Source organism: Sphingobium sp. (genome assembly GCF_049304695.1).
In the GTDB taxonomy this organism is placed as follows: Bacteria; Pseudomonadota; Alphaproteobacteria; order Sphingomonadales; family Sphingomonadaceae; genus Sphingobium.
Genome location: NZ_JBAQOK010000079.1, coordinates 22,057 through 44,750 on the forward strand (window position 1 = coordinate 22,057; position 22,694 = coordinate 44,750).

At 63.7% G+C, this 22,694-nt stretch carries 20 protein-coding genes; 17 read left to right on the plus strand and 3 right to left on the minus strand.

Annotated elements, in window-relative coordinates; translation table 11 throughout:
- The first annotated feature begins 229 nt into the window (after nt 1–229).
- On the plus strand, nt 230–1,558 hold the full coding sequence (locus WA070_RS14145; protein WP_422634570.1) for a sugar transferase: 1,329 nt from the start codon (nt 230–232) through the stop codon (nt 1,556–1,558).
- Nucleotides 1,559–1,608: 50 nt separating this feature from the next.
- Here WA070_RS14145 and WA070_RS14150 read toward each other — a convergent pair whose 3' ends face one another.
- Complete coding sequence (locus tag WA070_RS14150) at nt 1,609–1,917, minus strand: hypothetical protein (RefSeq protein ID WP_422634571.1); 309 nt, start codon at nt 1,915–1,917, stop codon at nt 1,609–1,611.
- A gap of 122 nt (nt 1,918–2,039) precedes the next feature.
- Entirely contained in the window at nt 2,040–3,008 is a 969-nt protein-coding gene (locus WA070_RS14155; protein ID WP_422634572.1) for a magnesium and cobalt transport protein CorA, read from the minus strand.
- Nucleotides 3,009–3,269: 261 nt separating this feature from the next.
- Here WA070_RS14155 and WA070_RS14160 point away from each other — a divergent pair, with 261 nt between their 5' ends.
- From WA070_RS14160 to epsC, 8 genes are all read left to right on the plus strand, one after another.
- The gene (locus WA070_RS14160) at nt 3,270–3,800 is read left to right on the plus strand and encodes a hypothetical protein (protein ID WP_422634573.1); all 531 of its coding nucleotides are present in this window, start codon (nt 3,270–3,272) and stop codon (nt 3,798–3,800) included.
- A gap of 208 nt (nt 3,801–4,008) precedes the next feature.
- Nucleotides 4,009–4,719, plus strand: coding sequence for a response regulator transcription factor (locus tag WA070_RS14165; RefSeq protein ID WP_422634574.1), 711 nt, complete (start codon nt 4,009–4,011; stop codon nt 4,717–4,719).
- A gap of 177 nt (nt 4,720–4,896) precedes the next feature.
- The gene (locus WA070_RS14170; RefSeq protein WP_422634575.1) at nt 4,897–5,595 is read left to right on the plus strand and encodes a carbonic anhydrase; all 699 of its coding nucleotides are present in this window, start codon (nt 4,897–4,899) and stop codon (nt 5,593–5,595) included.
- Nucleotides 5,596–5,600: 5 nt separating this feature from the next.
- Nucleotides 5,601–7,097, plus strand: a complete 1,497-nt coding sequence (locus WA070_RS14175) for a SulP family inorganic anion transporter (protein ID WP_422634576.1) — start codon at nt 5,601–5,603, stop codon at nt 7,095–7,097.
- Nucleotides 7,098–7,360: 263 nt separating this feature from the next.
- Nucleotides 7,361–8,206 (plus strand): TorF family putative porin, encoded by an 846-nt coding sequence (locus tag WA070_RS14180; protein WP_422634577.1) that lies wholly within the window; start codon nt 7,361–7,363, stop codon nt 8,204–8,206.
- Between the two features lie 188 nt (nt 8,207–8,394).
- Nucleotides 8,395–9,105, plus strand: a complete 711-nt coding sequence (locus WA070_RS14185; RefSeq protein WP_422634578.1) for a response regulator — start codon at nt 8,395–8,397, stop codon at nt 9,103–9,105.
- Nucleotides 9,106–9,113: 8 nt separating this feature from the next.
- Nucleotides 9,114–10,433 carry an ATP-binding protein gene (locus WA070_RS14190; protein WP_422634579.1) on the plus strand — a complete coding sequence of 440 codons (1,320 nt, stop codon included), beginning with the start codon at nt 9,114–9,116 and terminating at the stop codon, nt 10,431–10,433.
- Between the two features lie 101 nt (nt 10,434–10,534).
- Nucleotides 10,535–11,530 (plus strand): serine O-acetyltransferase EpsC, encoded by a 996-nt coding sequence (epsC, locus tag WA070_RS14195; RefSeq protein ID WP_422634580.1) that lies wholly within the window; start codon nt 10,535–10,537, stop codon nt 11,528–11,530.
- A gap of 83 nt (nt 11,531–11,613) precedes the next feature.
- Here the strand turns inward: epsC and WA070_RS14200 are convergent, their stop codons facing one another.
- On the minus strand, nt 11,614–13,275 hold the full coding sequence (locus WA070_RS14200; protein WP_422634581.1) for an alkaline phosphatase family protein: 1,662 nt from the start codon (nt 13,273–13,275) through the stop codon (nt 11,614–11,616).
- Nucleotides 13,276–13,351: 76 nt separating this feature from the next.
- Here WA070_RS14200 and WA070_RS14205 point away from each other — a divergent pair, with 76 nt between their 5' ends.
- From WA070_RS14205 to WA070_RS14240, 8 genes are all read left to right on the plus strand, one after another.
- Nucleotides 13,352–15,394 carry a protein-disulfide reductase DsbD family protein gene (locus WA070_RS14205; RefSeq protein ID WP_422634582.1) on the plus strand — a complete coding sequence of 681 codons (2,043 nt, stop codon included), beginning with the start codon at nt 13,352–13,354 and terminating at the stop codon, nt 15,392–15,394.
- Nucleotides 15,394–16,131 carry a TlyA family RNA methyltransferase gene (locus WA070_RS14210; protein ID WP_422634583.1) on the plus strand — a complete coding sequence of 246 codons (738 nt, stop codon included), beginning with the start codon at nt 15,394–15,396 and terminating at the stop codon, nt 16,129–16,131. The genes WA070_RS14205 and WA070_RS14210 overlap by 1 nt, the downstream gene beginning before the upstream one ends.
- Nucleotides 16,132–16,220: 89 nt before the next feature.
- Nucleotides 16,221–17,267: an efflux RND transporter periplasmic adaptor subunit gene (locus WA070_RS14215; protein ID WP_422634584.1), complete on the plus strand. Its 1,047-nt coding sequence runs from the start codon at nt 16,221–16,223 to the stop codon at nt 17,265–17,267.
- Nucleotides 17,268–17,277: 10 nt separating this feature from the next.
- The gene (locus WA070_RS14220; protein ID WP_422634585.1) at nt 17,278–20,382 is read left to right on the plus strand and encodes an efflux RND transporter permease subunit; all 3,105 of its coding nucleotides are present in this window, start codon (nt 17,278–17,280) and stop codon (nt 20,380–20,382) included.
- Between the two features lie 25 nt (nt 20,383–20,407).
- Nucleotides 20,408–20,956 (plus strand): TspO/MBR family protein, encoded by a 549-nt coding sequence (locus tag WA070_RS14225; RefSeq protein ID WP_422634586.1) that lies wholly within the window; start codon nt 20,408–20,410, stop codon nt 20,954–20,956.
- 41 nt (nt 20,957–20,997) lie between these two features.
- The gene (locus WA070_RS14230; protein WP_422634587.1) at nt 20,998–21,288 is read left to right on the plus strand and encodes an accessory factor UbiK family protein; all 291 of its coding nucleotides are present in this window, start codon (nt 20,998–21,000) and stop codon (nt 21,286–21,288) included.
- A 42-nt stretch (nt 21,289–21,330) separates the two neighbouring features.
- Nucleotides 21,331–21,837: a YbjN domain-containing protein gene (locus WA070_RS14235; RefSeq protein ID WP_422634588.1), complete on the plus strand. Its 507-nt coding sequence runs from the start codon at nt 21,331–21,333 to the stop codon at nt 21,835–21,837.
- A gap of 8 nt (nt 21,838–21,845) precedes the next feature.
- Nucleotides 21,846–22,658, plus strand: a complete 813-nt coding sequence (locus WA070_RS14240; protein WP_422634589.1) for a pyrroline-5-carboxylate reductase family protein — start codon at nt 21,846–21,848, stop codon at nt 22,656–22,658.
- The last annotated feature ends 36 nt before the right edge of the window (nt 22,659–22,694 follow it).

A 22,694-nucleotide genomic window follows, 5' to 3' on the forward strand; every position in this document is an offset into this window, starting at 1 on the left:
AGTTGACGTCTTAGGGCAATATTGCACTTTGCCCGGCAATCGGATTTTGTTAGTTGAGCAGCGCTATAGGCAGCGGCGGGGTGACTTTTGAACCCTGATGTTGTCGGCGGCCCTGTAAGGGATATTGGCCAAAGGTCGTATCTCGATGAAACCGGGTGCTAGGGGTTGACGATTGACGGCGCAATTGGGTGTTCCAGCCAAGGCTGAACGTGCTTCACACGGTCGTCCGATGACGACCCAGACTGTCCGTGTCGTCATTTATTTCGCGCAGATGGGTTTTGACCTGTTGGCCATCCTGCTTGGTTTCATCGTGGCCGGCATGATCCGCCATGGCGCTATCCGGGTTGGTCTCGATACCACCGCTTTGCTGACCCTGCTGCCCGTATTCCTCGTCATCTCCATTTATGCTGACGCCTATTCACATGGGGGCGTGGCGTCGCGCATTGGCATCCAGCGGGTGCTGACGTCATTGGCGTTGGCGCTGGCGTTCAACATATTGGCGGCGTTCGCGATCAAGGAAGCGACGAACCTTTCACGCATGTTCCTGTTTCTGGGCGCTGCGGTGGCGGGTGTCCTGTTGATCGTGGAACGGCTGGCGATGGTCCGCTTCATCCGCGTGCATCTGGATACGCGTTTCATGCGGCGGGTATTGGTGATCGACGGCGAACCGATCGTCGCGCCAGCGGGTTTCCATGTGATCGACGTCGCGGACCATGGTGTGACGCCCGACCCGGATGACCCCCACGCGCTGCACAAAATTTCCAGCCTGCTGTTCGGCGCGGATCGCGTGCTGGTGTCGTCGGCCCCCGAGCGACGGGGCAACTGGTCGCTTTATCTGAAAGGGATCGGCTGCAACGGCGAACTGCTGCTGCCCGAACTCCATGCGATCGGCCAGCTTGACGCATCGGACGGGACCAGTCTGGTCGGGGTGCCGGTATCGACCGGCCCGCTCGACATTCGCAGCCGATTGCTCAAGCGCAGCTTCGACCTGTCGATCACGGTGCCTGCGATCATTGCGCTCGCGCCCGTGCTGCTGATCGTGGCGATCGCGATCAAGCTGACCAGTCCCGGTCCTGTCCTGTTCAAGCAGCCACGCATGGGGCGCGGCAATCGGCTGTTTCATGTCTATAAATTCCGCAGCATGCGGACGGAAACGACCGATAATGCGGGCGCGCGCTCCGCATCAATGGATGATGATCGCATCACGTCGGTAGGGCGGATCATTCGCCGGACCAGCCTGGACGAATTGCCGCAGCTTTTCAACGTGCTGGAAGGCGATATGAGTTTGGTCGGCCCGCGCCCCCATGCACTGGGTTCATTGGCGGGCGACGAGCTGTTCTGGCATGTCGACAAGCGCTACTGGCTGCGCCATGCGATCAAGCCGGGGATTACCGGACTGGCGCAGGTGCGCGGTTTTCGCGGCGCGACCGACCATCGCGACGATCTGATGCAGCGATTGCTGTCCGATCTGGAATATGTCGCCGACTGGTCGTTGATGAAGGACATCACCATCCTGGTCCGCACCCTGACTGTGGTGGTTCACAAGAAAGCCTATTGAGGGCGACGGGCCGGGCGGGCGGTTCGTCGGGCCGCCGCGCCTGTGACTGATTAATCTTCCGGGGGTGGCGCAAACAACATTTCGTCCGCCGGTCCCAGCTTTTGATCGCCGGCAAAAAGGTGATTGAGGCGCGTGCGCACTTCCTGACGATAATCGCGCCCGGCCACTGGCCTTGGCGCGCAGACGACGATTTCATCCGCGATGGCATCCTTGATCCGGCTGATCGCGCCTTCGTCCAGGACGCCGGCCCGGCGCAATTCGCTGCAAAGCTGCAATAGACCCACAGCGGTAGCCTGCGCGCGCAGGCCGACATTGGTCAGTTCATAATGTAGTTTTTTCTGGTCGCTCTTTTCGCTCATGTCCCGATCTCCCGATCCTGTTCGTTCATCATGGGAAGGCTCGCAGATAAAACGTGCTTAGGCCACCGAATATCCGCTGGTCGGCGATTGAAAGGGGCAACGCAGGATCCGGGAGGGCGTCCCTACAGCCAGTTGACCCTGCGGAAACGGACGTAAAGTGCGGTGCAGGCCGTGGCGATGACGCCTAGCACGATGAAATAGCCATATTGGGTACGCAGTTCGGGCATGTTCTGGAAATTCATGCCGTAAATCCCCGCGATGGCGGTGGGCACGGCCAGAATCGCGGCCCAGGCGGCCAGTTGGCGGGTAATCGCGCCAGTGCGCTGCTGTTCCAGCAGGTTGCTAAATTCGAATACCGACGTCAGCACTTCGCGCAGATCCTCGACCATCGTCTGGACCCGGCGCACATGGTCGCGCACGTCGTTGAAATAGGCGCGGGCCTCCGCATCGATGCAGGGCAGGTCCAGCTTCACGAATTTGGTCGCAACCTCGAACATCGGGGTCAGGATGCGGCGGAAGCGCAAAAGCTGACGTCGCAGATTGAAGATGCGGATGATTTCGTCGCGACCCAGGAAATCGTCGATCGTGTGCTGCTCCATCGCCAGCACTTCTTCTTCGATCCCCTCGATGATCGGCAGATATCCATCGACGATGAAATCGAGGATGGCGTGCAGCACATAGTCCACCCCCTGCGCCAGCCGGGACGGAACCGCCTCCAGATCGTGGCGCAGTTCCAGATGGGCGCGGGCCGACCCGTGGCGCACGCTGATGATATGACTGTGGCCCACGAAGATCGCGGTTTCGCCGTAACAGATGCTGCCGTCATCGACATGGGCCGTGCGGGCGACGACGAACAGTTGATCGCCATAGATATCGACCTTGGGCAACTGTTTCGCGTTGATCGCATCCTCGACCGCCAGCGGGTGAAGGTCGTAGGTTTGTTGCAGATTGCGCATTTCGTCGGGGGTCGGGTCGGCGACGCCGATCCAGACGAATTCGGACTTGTCGTGGGCGCAGTCGATCTTTTCATCGATGGACACGGCCCGCACGCGGATGCCGTTGCGGTAGAGATAGGCGGCGACGACGGTCATGAACTGGTCCGGGCGAAGGGCAGGGAAGGGAGGCGGAAGCAGGAACGCTTTGCGCCCGAATACCGGTTCCCATTTTTTGGCGTGATGCTCAAGCAGAAGTGTAGGGGCGTGTGCCGTTCGTCGGCCGTGCCGCACCGTTGGCATGATTTTCGCGCCAAGCGTCTGCCCATGACTTCAAGCTGACATAGTATCGGTCGAAGGGGGCGGGACGAAGCGCAGGCGGCTGGTCCGTCGGCGTCGCGTGAAAGCGGAGCCTGTATCTTGACCATCATCGCCATCGATTTCGAGGCGTCCTGCCTGCCACGCCATGGCCGGTCCTTTCCCATCGAGGTCGGCGTGGCGAGCGGCGGGATATCGCGAAGCTGGCTGATCCGTCCAAGCGCCCACTGGTCCGACTGGGACTGGAGGAGCCATGCGGAGGCGCTGCATGGGCTGAGTCGCGCGCGGATCGAGCGGGACGGACTGCCGGTCGAGCAGGTGTTGACGGAACTGGGTCATGCGATTGCCGGGCATCGAGTGGTGGCCGACAGCACCCTCGATCAGGTTTGGCTCGACACGCTGGCGGCTGCGGCGGGACGACCCGCCCCCTGTGCGATCGACCATGTCGCGCTCATTCTGGAAGAATGCCGGGCGAGCGAGGATCGCATCGCCCAGGCTGTGGCAAGGGCCGACCGCGCCTATCCCATGCGCCATCATGCAGCGGCGGATGCGCTGTGGCTGTCGGTCGTACTGGACCATATCGTGCAGGATCGCGATGCGCCCATGCCCATACCCATGATGGCCTGTTGCTAAAGTGAATGTGGCCGCATGAAGGTCTGTAGCAATAGTTTGTAACGTCCGGCAAATTTCAGAGACACTCATCCGCCCTAATCCCGGACATGACCGGACGTTCTGTACGGTTTGGGTTTGTGGGAGATGCGGACATGAAAGATAGCGTTGCGCAGGGCGTCGCGTCCGTCGCCCCCCCTTTCATGCTGACGCAATGGGGCGGGGGCAAGCGATGAACCCGCCACTGGTCCTGATCGCCGAAACACAGGCGGATTTGCGCCGGACGGCAGGCGCGTCGCTGGAGCAGGGCGGCTTTCGCGTGCTGCCTGCCACATCTGCCCATGATATTTTTCAGGCTCTGGGCACCGTGCCGGTCGGCGTCGTCGTGCTGGATGCGGCATTGCGCGGGGCCGATGGCATGGACCTGTGCCGCGACGTGCGCGAAGTCAGCGACGTGCCGGTCATTCTGGTCAGCGCCAACAGCAGCGAAGTCGATCGGGTCGTCGGGCTGGAACTGGGCGCGGACGATTATATGGCCAAGCCCTATTCCGGGCGCGAACTGGCCGCGCGGGTGCGTGCCGTCCTGCGTCGCGGGCGCGGAGAACGCGCGCTGGGTCTGCGGCGTCAGGCACAGGCTTTGTTCGATGGCTGGGTCATGGATTTCAGTCGGCGGGAGATTCGCAATCCGGTCGGCGAACCAGTGGACCTGACTGCGGCAGAGTTTTCGCTGCTGTCAGTATTGGTCGATCATCCCCAGACCGTGATTGCCCGGCTGCGTCTGATGGAACTGGCCGGGGTGCGCGACGCGCCTTCTTCCGACCGGAGCATCGATGTGCTGATCAGTCGTTTGCGGCGCAAGTTGCGCCATGGCGATCGCGCCGCGCCCATCGTTACAATCCGCAGCATCGGATATATGTTCGGCGCGATCGTGGAACGCCGCTAACAGCGCCAAAAATCGCGGGAATCCGCCATTTCTCCGCCATCATCGCCCTGCGGTCGCTTTTCGAGGCTCAGACACATTATTTAACAAACCCGCTGCGACGCAGCAAAAGCCAGACCCTATCCTTCATCATAAGCCGGTCCGCCCCCTGACTGGCAAAATAATTAGGAAGGACTTCCCATGAATGAACTCCTCGGTCGCGTATTCAATTTCGAAAAGCAGGTATTTGCTAACGAAAGCGCGCTTTACAACAGCCTGGCCAGCGAAGGGCAAAGCCCCAAGGCGCTGATGATTTCCTGCGCCGATTCGCGAATCGTGCCGGAACATATCGTTCAGGCACGCCCCGGCGACCTGTTCGTATGCCGCAATGCGGGCAACATCGTCCCGCCACATGCGACGCAGAATGGCGGCGTCACGTCCACCGTCGAATATGCCGTCATGGTGCTGGGCGTGCGCGACATCATCGTATGCGGGCATAGCGATTGCGGCGCGATGAAGGCGCTGTCCACCGAGGCCGACCTGACGTCGATGCCCAACGTCGCCGCCTGGTTGCGTCATAGCCGCGCCGCACAGCAGGTGTGCCGCCAAAGCTACACGGACGACCTGAGCGACGCGGAAAAGCTGCGTAACATGGCGCTGGAAAATGTCGTCGCCCAACTGGCCCATCTGCGCACCCATCCGTCGGTCGCATCGGGCATCGCGACCGGCGATATCGCTCTGCACGGCTGGTATGTCGATATTCACGCCGGGCAGGTGCTTGGTCTTGATGGCGAGACTGGCCGCTTCCTGCCGATGCGTGAAGACCAGCCCATGCCGATCGCGCTGCCCCACGCCCGTCGCCTCGCCGGCGAAGGCCAATACGCCATAGCGGCGGAGTAAACACCATGTTCAAATCCCTTTCCGGCGGCGTTATCGGCCGCGACTTCACGGCATCTATCGTCGTCTTTCTGGTCGCGATGCCGCTCTGCATGGGCATTGCCATCGCGTCCGGTGTGCCGCCGGAAAAGGGACTGATCACGGGCATCATCGGCGGCATCGTCGTGGGTATGCTGGCCGGTTCGCCGCTGCAAGTCAGCGGCCCGGCCGCTGGCCTTGCCGTCATCGTCTTTGAAATCGTGCGGGAACAGGGGCTGTCCGCCCTTGGTCCCATCCTGATTCTGGCTGGCGCGATTCAGGTCGTGGCTGGCCTTTGCCGCGTGGGCGGATGGTTCCGCGCCATTTCGCCAGCCGTCGTGCATGGCATGTTGGCGGGCATTGGCGTGCTGATCGTCGTGGGCCAGTTCCATGTGCTGTTCGATGACAAGCCCCTGTCGAGCGGCCTGCATAACCTGATCGCCATGCCCGGCCAGATTTTCGGCCTGACCAATGCGGATGCGGCCACGGCCTTTACGGTCGGTCTCATTACCATATTCTCCATGCTGGGTTGGGAAAAATTCCGCCCTGCTTCCATGAAGCAGGTGCCCGGCGCGCTGGTTGGCGTCGTCGCAGCCACGCTGGTGGCGTTCATTCTGGGCCTGCCCGTCGCGCGCGTCGCGGTGCCGGAATCGATCGTCGCCGCGATCAGCCTGCCCGAACAGGGTCTGCTGGCGCAGTTGGTCAATCCCGCCATTTTCACCACCGCGATCGCCATCGCCTTCATCGCCAGCGCGGAGACACTGCTGTCGGCCGCTGCCGTCGATCGGATGCATGATGGCGTGCGCACCAATTATAACCGGGAACTGAGCGCGCAGGGCGTCGGCAATCTGCTCTGCGGCTTTGCAGGCGCGCTGCCGATGACTGGCGTGATCGTGCGCAGTTCCGCCAACGTGCAGGCGGGTGCGACCACGCGCCTGTCGGCCATCCTGCATGGCGTGTGGATATTGGGCTTCGTTGCGCTGCTGCCCTGGCTGCTGCGGGAAATCCCGATGGCTGCACTGGCAGGCATATTGGTCGTCACCGGATTTCGTCTGGTCAGCGTCGCGCATGTCCGCCATCTGTTGCACCGCTATGGCCCGCTGCCCGCGATCGTGTGGGCCGCGACCCTGATCTGTGTCGTAACGACCGATCTGCTGACCGGCGTGCTGGTGGGTATCGGCCTGTCGCTGATCGAACTGGTCCCGCATTTCAGCCGCCTGCGGTTGAAGCTGGTCGATAAGATCCGTGGCGATGCGCATGAGGTCGATCTGAGCGGCACTGCAACATTCCTGACCCTGCCCAAACTGTCGGCAAAGCTGGAAGAATTGCCTGCCAGCGGCCTCGTCATCCTGAATGTCGAGCGGCTGCGCCATATCGACCATACCTGCGCCGAAATGGTGCGCGAATGGGTGGAGCGTCGCCGTAGTTCGGGCGCGTCGGTCGAACTGTTCGGAGCCACGGGCCGGATGCGCGAACTGGTCGCCTGACGACCAATGCCGTAACGATATGTGCGACGCCGCTGCATCCTGTGGGATGGAGCGGCGTTGCCGCGTCTATTTCAGAAACAATTCAGCAACAAACCGTGCCGTTGATGCAACAGCGATTTCGATCATTTCGCATGTGCGTCAAAAACCGGTTTGCCTTCGCGGGCCTTGCGCATAATCAGGGGGCGTCCACCGGCACCGAAAGCGCAACGACAGACTTTTGGGTCAGAGTGGAAGCAGGACGGAACATTCTTTCGTAAAGGGGAATGTTCATGAAGTATAAAATCGCTTGTGCCGCTCTTACGCTGTTGTCCAGCGTGCCCGCTTTCGCACAGGAAGCACCCACCAGCCCCGTGACCGTTACCGGCAGCGTTGGCTTGGTTTCCGACTATCGTTTCCGTGGCGTATCTCAGAGCGACAAGGGAATGGCTGTTCAGGGCGGCATCACTGCCACGCATGAAAGCGGCGTTTATGTCGGCACCTGGGGTTCCAACCTTGGTGGCTGGGGCCGGTTCGGCGGTTCCAACATGGAACTCGACTTGTTCGCGGGCTATGCCATTCCGCTGGGCGGCGCGACGCTGGACGTCGGCGCGACCTGGTACATGTATCCGTCGGGTGGCGACACCACCGACTTCGTCGAACCCTATGTCAAGCTGTCCAGCACGATGGGTCCCGTCAAGGGTCTGCTCGGTGTCGCTTATGCGCCCAAGCAGGAAGCGCTGGGCAAGGTGTGCAGCGATTCGGCCTGCACGATCTTCAATCCGGGTGTTAAGGGCGACAATCTCTACATCTGGGGTGACATCAGCGGTGCGGTTCCCAATACGCCTGTCTCGCTGAAGGCGCATCTGGGCTATTCGGACGGCAACTCAGGTCTTGGCCCTCGTGGCACCTCGATCGCGCCGACCGGCAAATATCTCGACTGGATGGTCGGCGCTGACGTCGCCATTTCGGGGACTCCGCTGACGGTAGGCGTTGCCTATGTCGACACAGACATCTCCAAGTCCGACCGCGCCTATCTGGCGGGGGCTTTCGAGGTTCTCGAAAACAGCAAGGGCAATGGCAAGTCGATTTCGAGCGGCCAGGTCGTATTCTCGGTGACCGCTGCTTTCTGATCCGATAAATGTCGGGGCTGCCCTGTAACAGGGTGGCCCCGCCTTTCGCAGGGCCGCGTGTCGGCCTGCGCACCATGACAAATTGTTTCTATGCCGCGCTTGCCGCCCATGCGCCGCGCGGCGAGGTTGACCCCCGATAGCGGCGGTCCTATCCCAAGCGTCATGATATTGAGCCTATGGTCACGCCGATGACCGCACCCACCATCATCCTGGTCGAAGACGATCCGCCGCTGCGCACGCTGACCGCGCGTGCCTTGCAGGAACATGGCTATCAGGTGCGGCCCGCTTCGTCCGGTCCCGAAATGTGGGTCGCGTTCGATGCTGGTCCCGTCGATCTGGTCGTGCTGGACGTCATGCTGCCGGGCACCAACGGCATCGACCTGTGTCGCCAGATCCGGCGCAAGAGCGACGTGCCGATCATCTTCATCAGTGCCAAGGGCAATGAGACCGACCGGATCGTAGGGCTGGAGCTGGGCGCGGACGATTATCTGCCCAAGCCTTTTGGCACACGCGAACTGATCGCGCGGATTCGCGCCATCCTGCGCCGCGCGGGGCTGGAGCGCGGACCGGATGAGCATCGCGAGAATGAAGCGCATTTCGATGGCTGGGTCGTGAACTTCCCCCGCCGCGAATTGCGGTCGCCCACCGGCGCGATCGTTGATCTGACGGGCGCGGAGTTCGACCTGCTGGGCAGTTTCCTGAGCCATCCGCAACGCGTCATCGCGCGTGAACGGCTGATCGAACTGTCGCGTACCCGCATGGGTGACAGCAGCGATCGCAGCATCGACGTGCTGGTCAGCCGCCTGCGCCGCAAATTGTCGAGCGAGGAGAAAGGCGCGCCGATCACCACCGTGCGCGGCGTCGGCTATATGTTCAATGCGGAGGTCAGCCGGGCTTGAAACGGCATATGAAAGGATCGCTGGGGCTGGTTGGCCGCATTTTTGCGATCCTTTTGCTGACGGTCACGCTGGAATTTGCGGTCGGCACGTTCATTTACGAACGGGCCAGCCAACTGTCGTTGCAGGATGACGAAGCGCGCCGCCTGGCCGAACATCTGATCATCGCGCGCAAGCTGCTGGCCGAACAGCCGATCGACGACCGGCAGGCGCTCGGCACGCAATTGACGACCGATCGATATGACGTCCACTGGTCGCGCGCGGCGCCGCCGCCGCCATCGCTGTCGCCCGAACTGGAAAGGATGCGACGGCAGATCGTGACATGGGAACCCAGTCTGGAGCAGTCGCATCTGTGGCTGCGGCTGGCGTCGCCCGGCCGCCATTCCATCATCAACGGCGGGTTGCAGTTGCCCGATGGCAGCTGGCTCTATTTCGGGATGCACCATAGCGGCGGCAAATGGGCCTTCACCATCGGGCGGATGGGATTGGCGCTGATCCCGGTGCTGGCGGTGCTGATCGTGGGCGGCCTGCTCATCCGGCGGACGTTGGCGCCCTTGCGCGACCTGACGCGGGCGACCGAGCGCATCGGGCTGGGGACGCAAGTGATCCTGCCCGAAGCTGGCACCAATGACGTGCGTAACCTGATCCGTGCGTTCAACGTGATGCAGACGCGCATCCACCGTCTGATTGACGAACGGACGGAAACGCTGGCGGCGGTGGGGCATGACATGCGCACGCCGCTCGCCCGGTTGCAGTTGCGGCTGGAAGCTGTACCGGACGACGAGACGCGTGACGCGATGGGCGGCGATCTGGACGAAATGGGCGCGATGATCGAATCGCTGCTGGCGTTTCTGGGCGGTGAGAAGAACCCCGAACCAGCGGTGCGCACCGATCTGGCCGTGACGATCGCCACGATCGTCGATGCGTTTCAGGACCATGGGCAGGATGTCGAATATGAGGGGCCGGATCATCTGGAAATGGCGATCCATTCACTGCCGCTGCGCCGGGCGATCCGCAACTTGATTGAAAATGCGCTGCATTATGGGCAGCGCGCGCGGGTGACATTGCTGCGTGCGGGCGCCGAGGTGCTGATCCGGGTCGATGATGATGGTCCCGGCATCCCGCGCGATCAAATGGAGATGGTGCTCAAGCCTTTCGCCCGGCTGGATACGGCGCGGCAACGCAATACCGGGGGGCTGGGTCTGGGGCTGGCCATCGTCGAGAAGGCGGTCGCGCTGGAGCGTGGGCAATTCATCCTGATCAACCGGCCCGGTGGCGGGCTGCGCGCGGAAATCTGCCTCTATCCCGATCGGCCGGTTGCGACAATTTAGGGTCTTTCGCCAACCAGAAATGTCAGGCCTGCAAGCAAAACTCATTATCCCGCTGCCCGGCGCACGGGTTACGCCTGCGCCAGATATGGAACGAGGCAGCGATGATGGCGGACGAACAGGATAGCGGCGGATATTGGGACATCGATCAATTGGTCGCTGACCTGAGCGCCGCGCGCACGCACTGGCGGCGCGAGCAGCAGCATCATGCCGAATATGGGGCAGAGGGTTTCCCGTCGCGCGCCAACCTCACCAAGATCATGCAGGCGCTGTGCGGTGCGCTGTTTCCGCTTCGCCTTGGCCCCGATTTCGTGCGGCTGCATAATGAGGATGCGTTCGTTGCCGAAACGCTGCAGACCGTGCTGTCGCGGCTGTATGGGCAGATCCGGCTGGAGCTGATCTATGCATTGAAAGGCGCGCCGATCACGCAGGTCGATGGGCAAGCGGCGCGGATCATCGCCGGGTTCGCCCAAAGCCTGCCGGAGTTGCGCGTGCTGCTCGACACCGATGTGGAGGCCGCGTTTCTGGGCGATCCGGCAGCGCGCAGCGTGGACGAGGTGCTGATCTGCTACCCATCCATGCTGGCGATCATCCATCATCGTCTGGCGCATCGGCTGCATCGGCTGGGCGCGCCGCTGGTGGCGCGGATCATGTCCGAAATCGCCCACGGCAAGACGGGGATCGACATCCATCCCGGCGCGACCATCGGCCCCAGCTTCTTCATCGACCATGGCACCGGGGTCGTCATCGGCGAAACCGCGATCGTGGGCCAGCGCGTGCGCCTGTATCAGGGCGTGACGCTGGGCGCGCGCAGCTTTCCGGCGGATGAGAAGGGCGCGCTGGAAAAGGCGCTGCCACGCCATCCGATCATCGAGGATGACGTGGTCATCTATGCCGGGGCGACGGTGCTGGGGCGGATCATCGTGGGCAGCCGGTCAGTGATCGGCGGCAATGTATGGCTGACCGGCAGCGTGCCCGCCGATTCCAACGTGCGGCAGGCCAAGGCGCAGTATGAAGTGACCAGCCGCGTCGAAGTGACCGCGCCGCATCGGGTTCACGCGATGCTGGACGGCACCGATGGGGTGGGTGAGAATATTTGAGGGGTGTCGCCCTCTCATCAGACGGTGACACCCCTCCGTCTGGCCTGCGGCCAGCCACCTCCCCTTGCAGGGGAGGATCTTTTTTACCGCACGCAGCTATCGCCATCCCCCGCGATCAGATCCAGACAGCGGCCGTCGATCTCGCTCTTGTTCACGGGCAGGCCGATGAGCGCGGCGAGGCTTGGCATGATATCGACGGTTTCCACGCCCAGCGGCTGTTCGAAGCCGCGCATGCCTTTGCGCCAGAACAGGATGGGCACGCGGCGGTCGGTGTCCCACGGGCTGCCATGGGTGGCGACCGAACCCATCACCGCGTTTTCTGGGATCGACATGACGCGCGCCTTGAGCAGGAGCATCAAGTCGCCCGACCGCTGGGGATCGAAGCTCGCGCGGGCTTCCTGGATCAGGGTCCAGTTTTCGGGCGGGCCGGATGGGGAGGGGGTGGCGGCGATCTGCGCTTTGGTGAACACCGCTTCGACCTGCGGGTTTGCGCGCAACAGGGCGAGGGTTGCGGTTTCGACCTTGGTGCGCTGTGCGGGCGTCAGGCTCTTGTCGAAATAGAGGTCGCCCTGCGGTCCGTCGCCCCAGATCAGTTTCTTGCCGGTAATGCCGGTCTTTTCCGCGACCGCCGCCGCGATCGCTTTGGGCAGCAGCGCCTTGTCCACGCGCTGTTCCATCGGCATGGCGTTCAGGCGATGGCGTTCGGGCAGGTCGTGGCCGCCATGATCGGCGGTCAGCATGACGACATAGTCGATGCCGTCGCGGTCCAGCCTGTCAAAGAAAGCGCCCAGTTCCTGATCGACGCGATCGACCTGGATGCAGCTTTCGGTGCCTTCGGTGCCATAGGTGTGGCCGACATAGTCGGTGGCGGACAGGCCGATGGAGATGATGTCGGTCTGGGCCTGCTTGCCCAGACCCATGGTCTCGATCGCGGCGGCGGCGAAGGCCAGCGTCATCGCATCCTGTTCGGGCGAGATGCGGAAGCCTTTATAATCGCCCGCCGCGCGCATGAAGCGCCCGGTGCCGACGGTGCGGTTGCCTGCCTGTACCGGGAAATCCTTGCCCACGCATTGGGGCGGCAGTTCAAAGCCTGGGTTGGGCTGGGCCAGACGATCCGCCAGCACCGCGTTGACCTTGGCCACCAGCGGCGGGGTCGCCACGCCTTTATAGCTGACATAGCCCTGCGGTCCGCCCAGCCACCAGACCTGATCGGCGGTCGGGCCGCCCATCATGATCGCCGCGCGATCCTTGCCCGCGACGGACACGACGCGCGTGGCGGGGTTGGCCAGCTTCATCCGCCCGCCCAGCGTCGGCACGCGCAGATGGACGGGGGATGCTTCATAATGATCGCTGTCGGTGCCGGGCCTGCTCTCATCCTCCGCGCAATAGACGGCCTTTTCGGCGCGGGGCGTGGACAGGTCGAACCAGCTATTGGCGATGATGCCGGTGCGCGACGGGCGGCTGCCGGTCAGGATGGTGCTGTGGCCGGGGCAGGTTTCGGTCGCCGCATGGCTTTGATAGCCGCGCGGGAACACGGCGCCCTGCGTCAGCCGCTTGAGGCCGCCGGTATAATATTGCCGATATTCGCTGAACAGGTCGGCGGAAAACTGGTCCACCGATATGGCGACGATCAGTTTGGGGCGGGTCGTCGGGGCTGCGACCGGAGCCGGCGCGGCTACGGGCGCCTGCGCCATCACGGGCATCGCGGTGGCGATTAACAGGGCGGCGGCGAATTTACGGAACATCTGCGAAACCTTCTCATGCCTTGACGGGCGATGCAGGGAGACCTAGCCCCGACACACTCACCCGACCAGAGGCCCGATGCGGATTTTTCAAGTCATATTGATGACGCTGGCTATGCTGGCGGCGATTCCTTCCGCTTTTGCCCAAGGAGTAGGAGCGGGTGCGTTCGGTGGTGGCCCGTCGCATATCGCGGCCAAGCTGGTGGCGGAAGGCGCGCAGCCCGCGCCGGGCGACGGCACGACCATCGCCTTTGCCATGACGCCGCAAAAGGGGTGGCACGGCTATTGGGAAAATCCCGGCGACGCTGGGCTGGGCATGACGGTGGAATGGACGCTGCCCAAGGGGGTGAGCGTTGGGCCATTGCGCTATCCGGTGCCCGAAACGCTGCTGATTTCGGGCCTGATGAACCATGTCTATGAGGGGCCATATGCGGTTCTGGCGTCGCTGAAGGTCGCCGCCGACGTTGCGCCCGGCACGCGCCTGCCGGTGCGGGTGAAGGCGCAATGGCTGGCCTGCACGGACAAGGTGTGCGTGCCCGAAAGCGGCGAGATGGCGGTCGATCTGGTTGCCGGGTCCGGCACGGTCGCGCCCGCCGATCGCGCGCAATTCGATGGGTGGCGCACGCATCTGCCCCGACCGCTGGGCAGTCAGGCGACCTATGCGCTGGTCGATGGCAAGCTGCGCCTGTCGGTGCCGTTCCCGGCCGATGCGCAGGTGCGCGACGTGCATCTGTTTCCGCTGGCCGAAGGGCTGGTCCGCTATGCTGCGCCGCAGAAAGTGACGCGCAACGGCGACCGGCTGCTGATCGAAACGGATGCGGGCGAGGGCGGCAGGGGCGGTCAGGTGCAGGCGGTATTGCGGACGGGCGATCATGTCGGATTCCTGCTGACCGGCGCGCCCGGCGTAGTGGAGGCTCCCCCAAGTGGCGGGCAGGCGAGGGCGATCCTGATCGCGCTGGGCGGCGCATTGCTGGGCGGGTTGCTGCTCAACATCATGCCCTGCGTCTTTCCGATTTTGGGCCTCAAAGTCATGAAGCTGGCCAAGGCCGGGGGCGACGAGCGGATCGTGCGGCGCGAAGCGCTGGCCTATACGGCGGGAGTCATCGCGACCTGTCTGGCGCTGGGCGGCGCGCTGATCGCGTTGCGGGCGGCGGGAACGGCGGCGGGATGGGCGTTTCAGTTGCAGGATCCGCGCATCATATTGGCGCTGCTGCTGCTGGTGACGGCCATCGCCTTCAATCTGGCGGGGTTGTTCGATCTGAACGCCGTGGGCGGCGGCGATAGGCTGGCGGGCAAGGGCGGGCTGGCCGGAGCATTCTGGACCGGGGCGCTGGTCGCGTTCGTCGCGACGCCCTGCACCGGGCCGTTCATGGCGGCGGCGATGGGGGCGGCGCTGCTGCTGCCTCTGGCCGCTGCGCTGGCGGTGTTCGCCGGGCTGGGGCTGGGGCTGGCGCTGCCGTTTCTGCTGCTGGCTTTCGTGCCTGCGCTGCGTCGCCGGTTGCCCAAGCCGGGGGCGTGGATGACGCGGCTGCAACGCATATTGGCGCTGCCGATGTTCCTGACCGCGCTCGGCCTTGCCTGGCTGCTGGGGCAGCAGCGGGGCGTGTCGGGCATGACCATCGGTATCGGCGCGGCTTTGGGCGTGGCGCTGCTGCTGTGGTGGCTGGGCGGTCGGCAGCGCAGCGGGCGCGGCGGTGGGCTGATCGTCGGGGTTGCCGCCATCGCGCTGGCGGGGGGGGCGGCGATGTTGCTGCCGGATCGTGCGCCTGCTGCGGCTACGGAAAACGGCAATAGCGTGCCGTTCGACGCAGCGCGGCTGGCGTCGTTGCGCGCAGCGAACAAGCCGGTGTTCCTCTACTTCACCGCCGACTGGTGCCTGACCTGCAAGGCGAACGAGGCCGCTGCGATCGACCGGGCGGAAACGCGCGACGCTTTCGACAAAGGCGGCGTCACGGTGATGATCGGCGACTGGACCAATGCCGATCCGGCGATCACCCGCTTTCTGGAGGCGCAGGGGCGGTCGGGCGTGCCGCTCTACCTCTGGTACGCGCCGGGCGGCAAGGGCGCGCAGACCCTGCCGCAATTGCTGTCGCCCGCGACGTTGACAGCGCTGGTGCGCTGATGGCGAAGGTGCGTGCCGATCAGTTGCTGGTGGACAATGGGCTGGTCGAAAGCCGCGCGCGCGCGCAGGCGCTGATCCTGGCGGGGCTGGTGTTTCTGGGCGAGAAGAAGATCGAGAAGGCGGGTCAGCAGGTCGCACCCGATGCGGATCTGGACGTGCGCGGGCGCGACCATCCATGGGTGTCGCGCGGCGGCATCAAGCTGGATCATGCCCTGAAAGAATATGCGATCGACGTGACCGGCGCGGTCGCGATCGACGTGGGCAGTTCCACCGGCGGCTTTACCGACGTGCTGCTGACCAATGGCGCGGCGCGGGTCTATGCAGTCGACAGCGGCACCAACCAGCTGGCGTGGAAACTGCGTTCCGACGATCGCGTCGTGGTGCATGAACAGACCAGCGCGCGCATCCTGACCGATGCGCATATCGTAGAGCCGGTGGACATCATCGTATGCGACGCCAGCTTCATTTCGCTGGCCAAGGTGCTGGAGCGACCGCTGACCTTCGCCCGCCCCGGCGCGGCGCTGGTCGCGCTGATCAAGCCGCAGTTCGAGGCAGGGCGCGAGGAAGTGGGCAAGGGCGGCGTCGTGCGCGATCCCGAAATCCACGCGCGTGTGTGCGACAAAGCAAGCGCATGGATCGGAACGCAGGGCTGGACCGTTATCGGCGTGACACAAAGTCCGATTACTGGTCCTCAGGGGAACGTCGAATTTCTGATCTACGCGCGACTTGGCGGATAACGCGGTGATGTTCGTTGTTCCCGGCAAGACCGTTGCCTAACACCAAAGCCCCTGTTGCGTCGCCCTGAAAGGCTCGATAACCCCCTGATATGCGTTGTTTTAATTCCCTCCTTCTCACCGCCCTTTGTCTCGCCGGATGCAGCGACGAAAAAGCGCCCAGAGCGCGGTCCGTCGCGTTGGTCGAAGTCGCCCCGATCAGGGCGACGACCTTTACAGATGCGGTCGAGGCCGTCGGGACGGCAGTGGCCAATGAGCAGGTCGTCCTGTCCGCCCCGGTGACGGAGCGGATCACGTCGATCAACTTTACCGACGGCGGTTATGTCAAAAAAGGGCAGGTGATCGCGACGATGGCGATCGCGACCGAACAGGCCGAACTGGCCGCGGCGCAGGCGCAGGCGTTGCAGGCCAAGCAGCAGCTCGATCGTATTCAGTCGCTCAAGACGCGCGGCTTTGCCACCGCTGCTTCGCTCGATCAGCAACTGGCGCTGTCAAATGCGGCGCGCGCCAATGCCGATCAGGCGCGGGCATCCATTGCCGACCGGGTGATTCGCGCACCCTTTGCCGGATGGGCCAGCCTGCGCACCATATCGACGGGCGCGATCGTCACGGCGGGCACCGCCATCGCCACGGTCAGCGATATCGCGCCGATCAAGCTGGACTTCACCATTCCCGAAACCCAGTTGTCGTTGATCCGGGAAGGGCAGGCGATCAGCGCCCGATCCGCCGCCTGGCCCGACCGGCCGTTCAATGGCACCATCGCCACGATCGACCCGGTGATCGACCCCAGCACCCGCGCAGTGCGCGTGCGCGCCATCCTGCCCAACGCGGATCGCGCGTTGAAACCGGGCATGTTGCTGACGGTCAGCATCACCGCGCGCCAGCGTCAGTCGCTCGCTTTGCCCGAACTTGCGGTCGTGGGCGATGGCGACGATCGCTACGCCTATCTGCTGGAGGGGCGCAAGGTGAAGCGGGTGAAGGTGGGCACCGGCATTCGCCAGAACGGTCTGGTCGAAATCACCAGCGGCCTGAAGGCCGGGCAGCAAGTCGTGACTGAAGGCGTCGTCAAACTGTCTGACGGCGTGACGGTGCGTCTGGCAGGCGACAAGACGCCGCCCCCGTCCAATAAAGCGGGCTGAGGCCAGACAGATGCAGTTATCCGACCTGTCCGTTCGTCGCCCGGTATTCGCCACGGTCATTGCGGTGTTGCTCTGCATCATCGGCGTGGTCGGCTATATGAGCCTGTCCGTCCGGGAATATCCCGATACCGATCCGCCGATCGTGTCGGTCGAAACCGCCTATACGGGTGCCGCTGCATCGGTCGTGGAAACCCGCATCACCCAGTTGATCGAAGATGCGGTCGCGGGCGTGCAGGGCATCCAGACGATTACCTCCACGTCGCAGGACGGCGCGTCGAACATCAACATAGAGTTCGACCCTTCGCGCGACATCGATACCGCCGCCAACGACGTGCGCGACCGGGTGGGGTCTGTGGTGGAGGATTTGCCGGAAGACGCGCTGGCGCCCGAAATCCGCAAGGTGGATTCGGACGCGCGCGCCATCCTCTTCCTGTCCTTTTCCCGTCCCGGCTGGTCGTCTATCCGCATCAGCGACTATCTGGATCGGAACGTTGTCGATCGTTTTGCGGCGATCGACGGCGTCGCCCGCGCCAATATCAGCGGCGAAGCGCGGCCATCGACCCGCATCTGGTTCAATGCGGAAAAGCTGGCCGCGTTCGGCCTGACCCCTGCCGATGTCGAAGCGGCGCTGCGCACCCAGAATGTCGAACTGCCTGCCGGCCGGTTCGAATCGAAGGATCAGAACCAGACCCTGCGCGTCGAGCGGCCCTTTGCAACGCCCGATCAGTTTGCCCGGCTGGTCGTGGGGCGCGGCACCGATGGCTATCAGGTGACGCTCGGCGATGTCGCGCGGATCGAGGAGGGGGCGGAAAATCCCTATAGCAGTTTCCGGTCCAACGGCGGCACCGCTATCGGCCTTGGCATCATTCGTCAGTCTGGCGCGAACACGCTGGACGTCGCGCAGAAGGCCAAGGCGCTGATCAAGGAGCTGGAACCCACGTTGCCGCAGGGGATGCGGGTTGCGGTGGGTACGGACGAATCGCTGTTCATCGAACGGGCGATTGACAATGTGTACGACACGCTGATCGAAGCGGCGCTGCTCGTCATTCTGGTCATTTTCCTGTTTCTGGGATCGGTGCGGGCGACGATCATCCCCGCGATCACGGTGCCGATCTGCCTGCTGGCGACCTGCGCGGTGATGTGGTTGCTGGGCCTGTCGATCAACCTGCTGACGCTGCTGGCCTTTGTCCTGGCCATCGGTCTGGTCGTCGATGACGCGATCGTCGTGCTGGAAAATGTCTATCACCGGATCGAACAGGGGGAAGACCCGCTCGTTGCATCCTATCTGGGCACGCGGCAGGTCGGCTTTGCGATCATTTCCACGACATTGGTGGTGTGTGCGGTGTTCGTGCCGGTCATGTTTCTGGCCGGGCAGACGGGGCTGCTGTTCCGCGAACTGGCCGTCGCAATGATTGCCGCGATTGCCTTTTCCGGCTTTATTTCGCTCAGCCTGGCACCGATGCTCTGTTCCAAGCTGCTCAACAATGCGGAGCGCGGGCGGCTGGCGCGCTGGGTCGATAGTCAGTTTCAGCGGTTGGAGCGCGGCTATACCCGCTGGCTTGACCATGTGCTGCGCAAGCCGTTGATCCCGCTGCTGGGTGTATTGCTGTTTTTGGGCATCGCCGGTTTCTGCTTCACCCTGTTGCCCAACGAATTGGCCCCGGCGGAAGATACCGGCGTAGTGGAGGCGCAGGTCAGCGCGCCCGAAGGCACCGGGTTCGACCGGATGCTGGCCTATATGCAGAAGATCGAGGACGACCTGACCTTTCTGCGCAAGGATGGCACGCTCCAGAATCTGGTCGTGCGCGCACCGGCTGGTTTTGGCACCACCGACGATTTCAATAGCGGCAACGTCATCGCCTTCCTGCGGCCATGGGAAGACCGGACCATCACCACGGCGGAAGTTGCGACCATCGTCAACAAGGTGATCGCCAACCAGCCCGGCGTGCGTGGCAATGCGGCGCCCCGGTCGGGGCTGGGCCGTGGACGCGGCCTGCCGGTCAATATCGTGCTGGCGGGGTCCACCTATGAAGGGCTGGTCGCCGCGCGCGATCGGATTATGGCGGCGGCGGCCGACTATCCCGGCCTCATCAACGTGGACAGCGATTATAAGGAAACCAAGCCGCAGATGCGGATCGAAACGAATCTGGCGCGTGCAGGCGATCTGGGCGTTTCGGTCAACGACATCAGCCAGGCGTTGCAAAGCCTGCTGGGGTCGCGGCGCGTGACCACCTATGTCGATCGCGGCGAGGAATATCGCGTGGTCGTGCAGGCGGAAAGCGAAGGCCGCCAGACGCAGGCGGGGCTGGAGCGTATTCAGGTGCGCAGCCGCACGGGCGCGCTGGTGCCGCTGTCGGCGCTGGTCACGCTGCGCGAAGTAGCGGGGCCACGTCAGCTCAACCGCTACAACAAGCTGCGCGCGATTACGCTGACAGCAGCGCTCGCGCCGGGCACGTCGCTGGGGCAGGGGCTGGCGTTTCTGGAAAATGAAGCGCGCCAGTCGCCCGAAGTTCTGGCCATCGGCTATCGCGGCGAAAGCCAGTCTTTGCGGGAAACGGGCGGGTCGATCTGGCTGATTTTCGGCATGACCATCCTCATCGTTTTCCTGTTGCTCGCGGCCCAGTTTGAAAGTTTCATCCACCCTGGCGTCATCATCGCCACGGTGCCGCTGGCGGTGGCGGGCGGGGTGCTGGGGCTGATCGTGACCGGTGGCACCATCAACCTCTACAGCCAGATCGGCATCGTCATGCTCGTGGGGCTGGCCGCCAAGAACGGCATCCTGATCGTCGAATTCGCCAACCAGTTGCGCGACGAGGGGATGGAGGTGGCGCAGGCCATTCGCGAAGCGGCCACGCGCCGTCTGCGCCCGATCCTCATGACGTCGATCGCGACCGTCATCGGCGCGGTGCCGCTGGTGCTGCGCGGCGGGGCGGGGGCGGCGGCGCGCCATTCGATCGGCGTGGTTATCGTGTTCGGTGTCAGCCTGGCGACGCTCATCACGCTGTTCCTGATCCCGATCTTTTATTCGCGTGTTGCGAAGCGCACCGTTTCTCCGCAAACCGTGGGTCGAAAGCTGGATTCGGCGCTCAAGGATTCGCCAGATCCCGCTGAATGACAGGCGTCGTGGAGCAGTATAGCCGATGAACGAAATCGCGTCCCCCGGCCAGCTGCGGCTTGCCTATCTGCGTTGGGCGCTGGTGACGGTGCCGGTCATCGTCGGGTTGGGCTTCCTGTCGGGAAAGGCCGCCAATAGCGGCTTTGGCAATCGCTGGTTCGACGCGCTGGAAAAACCCGCGCTGATGCCACCCGGCTGGGCGTTCGGCTTCGCCTGGACGATTCTTTACATCCTGATGGCGCTGGCCTTTGCGATGATCCTGCATGCGCGTGGCGCGCGCGGGCGGGGGCTGGCGATCGCGCTGTTTCTGGTGCAGTTGGGTCTCAACCTCGCATGGTCGCCGCTGTTTTTTCGCGCGCATCAGGTGGGACAGGCGCTGGCGCTGATCGCCGTGCTGATCCCTGTCGTGGCACTCACGGCCTTTCTGTTTGGGCGTATCCGGCGGGTGGCGGGGCTGATGCTGATCCCCTATCTGCTCTGGCTTATGTTCGCCACCTTCCTCAATTACGAGATCGGGCGGCTCAATCCGGGCGCATCCACCCTTGTCGCGCCAGCGCTGCGCACCCAGATATAACGTCAGGCGCCGGAAGTGGCGCCGCATAAAGGACCAAAGACATGCAAAGCGAGAACCGCCTTTTTGACGATCTGGCCAAGCTGGTGAACGGCGCGGCGGGCACAGTGGCAGGCGCCACGCGCGAGTTCGAAGCCAATGCGCGCGAACGGGCGAAGGAATGGATCGGCGGCATGGATTTCGTGTCGCGTGAGGAGTTCGATACGGTAAAGGCTCTGGCCGCCGCCGCGCGCGAAGAAGTCGAATTGCTCAAAGCCCGGATCGACGCGCTGGAAGGCCGGACTGGCGAGCCAGTGACCAAAAGCGTCAAGCCAAAGCCCGATATTGTCGGCTGATCGCGTCTGTCCTTTCGCCCTGTGCGGTGATACAGGGCGCCGATGATGGACAGCGACGAATTTGAACATGGCGGTCAGGAAGCCGCGCCGATCGACATGCTGGCGGCCTGGTTCGAAGCGCAGGGATGGACGTTCGAGCAGGTTGGCGAGGATGAGATCGTCGCCAACACGCAGGGGTCGTGGGCGCAATATGAGCTGCGTGGCATCTGGCGCGACGAAGATCAGGTATTGCAACTGCTGGCCATGCCCGACATCCGCGTTACGGATGAAAAGCGCAGTGTCATCTACGAAACGCTGGGCCTGATTAACGAACAGCTATGGCTTGGCCATTTCGAACTATGGTCGTCGAGCGGCATCATCCTGTTCCGCCACGGCGCGCTGCTGGGTGCGGGCGGCACATTGACGCTCGATCAGGCGCAGTTGCTGGTGGAAACCGCGCTGGACGAGTGCGAACGCTTTTACCCGGTGTTCCAGTTTGTCCTGTGGGGTGGCAAAAGCCCAAGCGAGGCGATCTCCGCCAGCCTGATCGAAACGCGCGGCGAAGCCTGAGATCGGTCATGACTATCGCCTGGCCCGATCATCTTTTTCTCGTTGGTTGCGGCAATATGGCGGGGCAGATGCTGCGCCGCTGGCTCGATTGCGGCCTCGATCCCGCGCGCGTCACCGTGCTGCGGCCCAGTGGGCGGGCAGTCGCCGATGGGGTGGCCGTGGTGACGGATTATCCAGCTTCGCTGCCAGCCGGGACGACGATCCTGCTGGGAATGAAGCCTTATCAACTGGCCGACGTCGCGGCGCAGCTTACGCCACTTTGCACAGCGGACATGACTATCGTCTCGATCCTTGCAGGAACGCCGCTGGCTGATCTGCGCGCGCGTTTTCCGGGCGTGCGCGACATGGTGCGCGCGATGCCCAACCTGCCGGTCGGACTGGGCGAGGGGGTTACGGCGCTGTTCGCCGATGATGCCACCACGCCGGACGCTAGAGCTGCGATCGACGCGCTCATTCAGCCTTTGGGGCTGGCCGAATGGATCGCCAGCGAGGATCTGTTCAATCAGGTGACGGCGCTGTCGGGTTGCGGTCCGGCTTTCCTGTTCCGCTTCATCGACGCTCTGGCTCGTGCGGGCGAGGCGCTGGGCGTCCCCGCCGATCAGGCTGCGCGCATGGCGCTGGCGACGGTGCAGGGTTCGGCGAATATGGCCTCGCGCGCTGATGCAGCGCCCGGCGTTTTGGCCGATCGCGTCGCCAGTCCGGGCGGCATGACGCGCGAGGGGATGAATATCCTCGACGCCGACGACCGTCTGGTCGCGCTGTTAACCGACACGCTGACCGCCGCCCGCGACCGGGGCGACGCGATGGCGCGCGGCGCGTAAAGCGCCCCCGCCGCTGCTTTCATACGGAGATTTGCC

Excerpts from the sequence above, each read along its gene's own strand:
- WA070_RS14210 (WP_422634583.1), top strand. The coding sequence starts at position 15,394 with ATGGCGAAGGTGCGTGCCGATCAGTTGCTGGTGGACAATGGGCTGGTC.
- WA070_RS14215 (WP_422634584.1), top strand. The coding sequence starts at position 16,221 with ATGCGTTGTTTTAATTCCCTCCTTCTCACCGCCCTTTGTCTCGCCGGA.
- WA070_RS14235 (WP_422634588.1), top strand. The coding sequence starts at position 21,331 with ATGATGGACAGCGACGAATTTGAACATGGCGGTCAGGAAGCCGCGCCG.
- WA070_RS14170 (WP_422634575.1), top strand. The coding sequence starts at position 4,897 with ATGAATGAACTCCTCGGTCGCGTATTCAATTTCGAAAAGCAGGTATTT.
- WA070_RS14225 (WP_422634586.1), top strand. The coding sequence starts at position 20,408 with ATGAACGAAATCGCGTCCCCCGGCCAGCTGCGGCTTGCCTATCTGCGT.
- WA070_RS14150 (WP_422634571.1), bottom strand. The coding sequence starts at position 1,917 with ATGAGCGAAAAGAGCGACCAGAAAAAACTACATTATGAACTGACCAAT.
- WA070_RS14165 (WP_422634574.1), top strand. The coding sequence starts at position 4,009 with ATGAACCCGCCACTGGTCCTGATCGCCGAAACACAGGCGGATTTGCGC.
- WA070_RS14145 (WP_422634570.1), top strand. The coding sequence starts at position 230 with ATGACGACCCAGACTGTCCGTGTCGTCATTTATTTCGCGCAGATGGGT.
- WA070_RS14220 (WP_422634585.1), top strand. The coding sequence starts at position 17,278 with ATGCAGTTATCCGACCTGTCCGTTCGTCGCCCGGTATTCGCCACGGTC.
- WA070_RS14175 (WP_422634576.1), top strand. The coding sequence starts at position 5,601 with ATGTTCAAATCCCTTTCCGGCGGCGTTATCGGCCGCGACTTCACGGCA.
- epsC (WP_422634580.1), top strand. The coding sequence starts at position 10,535 with ATGATGGCGGACGAACAGGATAGCGGCGGATATTGGGACATCGATCAA.
- WA070_RS14240 (WP_422634589.1), top strand. The coding sequence starts at position 21,846 with ATGACTATCGCCTGGCCCGATCATCTTTTTCTCGTTGGTTGCGGCAAT.
- WA070_RS14200 (WP_422634581.1), bottom strand. The coding sequence starts at position 13,275 with ATGTTCCGTAAATTCGCCGCCGCCCTGTTAATCGCCACCGCGATGCCC.
- WA070_RS14180 (WP_422634577.1), top strand. The coding sequence starts at position 7,361 with ATGTTCATGAAGTATAAAATCGCTTGTGCCGCTCTTACGCTGTTGTCC.
- WA070_RS14155 (WP_422634572.1), bottom strand. The coding sequence starts at position 3,008 with ATGACCGTCGTCGCCGCCTATCTCTACCGCAACGGCATCCGCGTGCGG.
- WA070_RS14190 (WP_422634579.1), top strand. The coding sequence starts at position 9,114 with ATGAAAGGATCGCTGGGGCTGGTTGGCCGCATTTTTGCGATCCTTTTG.
- WA070_RS14205 (WP_422634582.1), top strand. The coding sequence starts at position 13,352 with ATGCGGATTTTTCAAGTCATATTGATGACGCTGGCTATGCTGGCGGCG.
- WA070_RS14185 (WP_422634578.1), top strand. The coding sequence starts at position 8,395 with ATGACCGCACCCACCATCATCCTGGTCGAAGACGATCCGCCGCTGCGC.
- WA070_RS14230 (WP_422634587.1), top strand. The coding sequence starts at position 20,998 with ATGCAAAGCGAGAACCGCCTTTTTGACGATCTGGCCAAGCTGGTGAAC.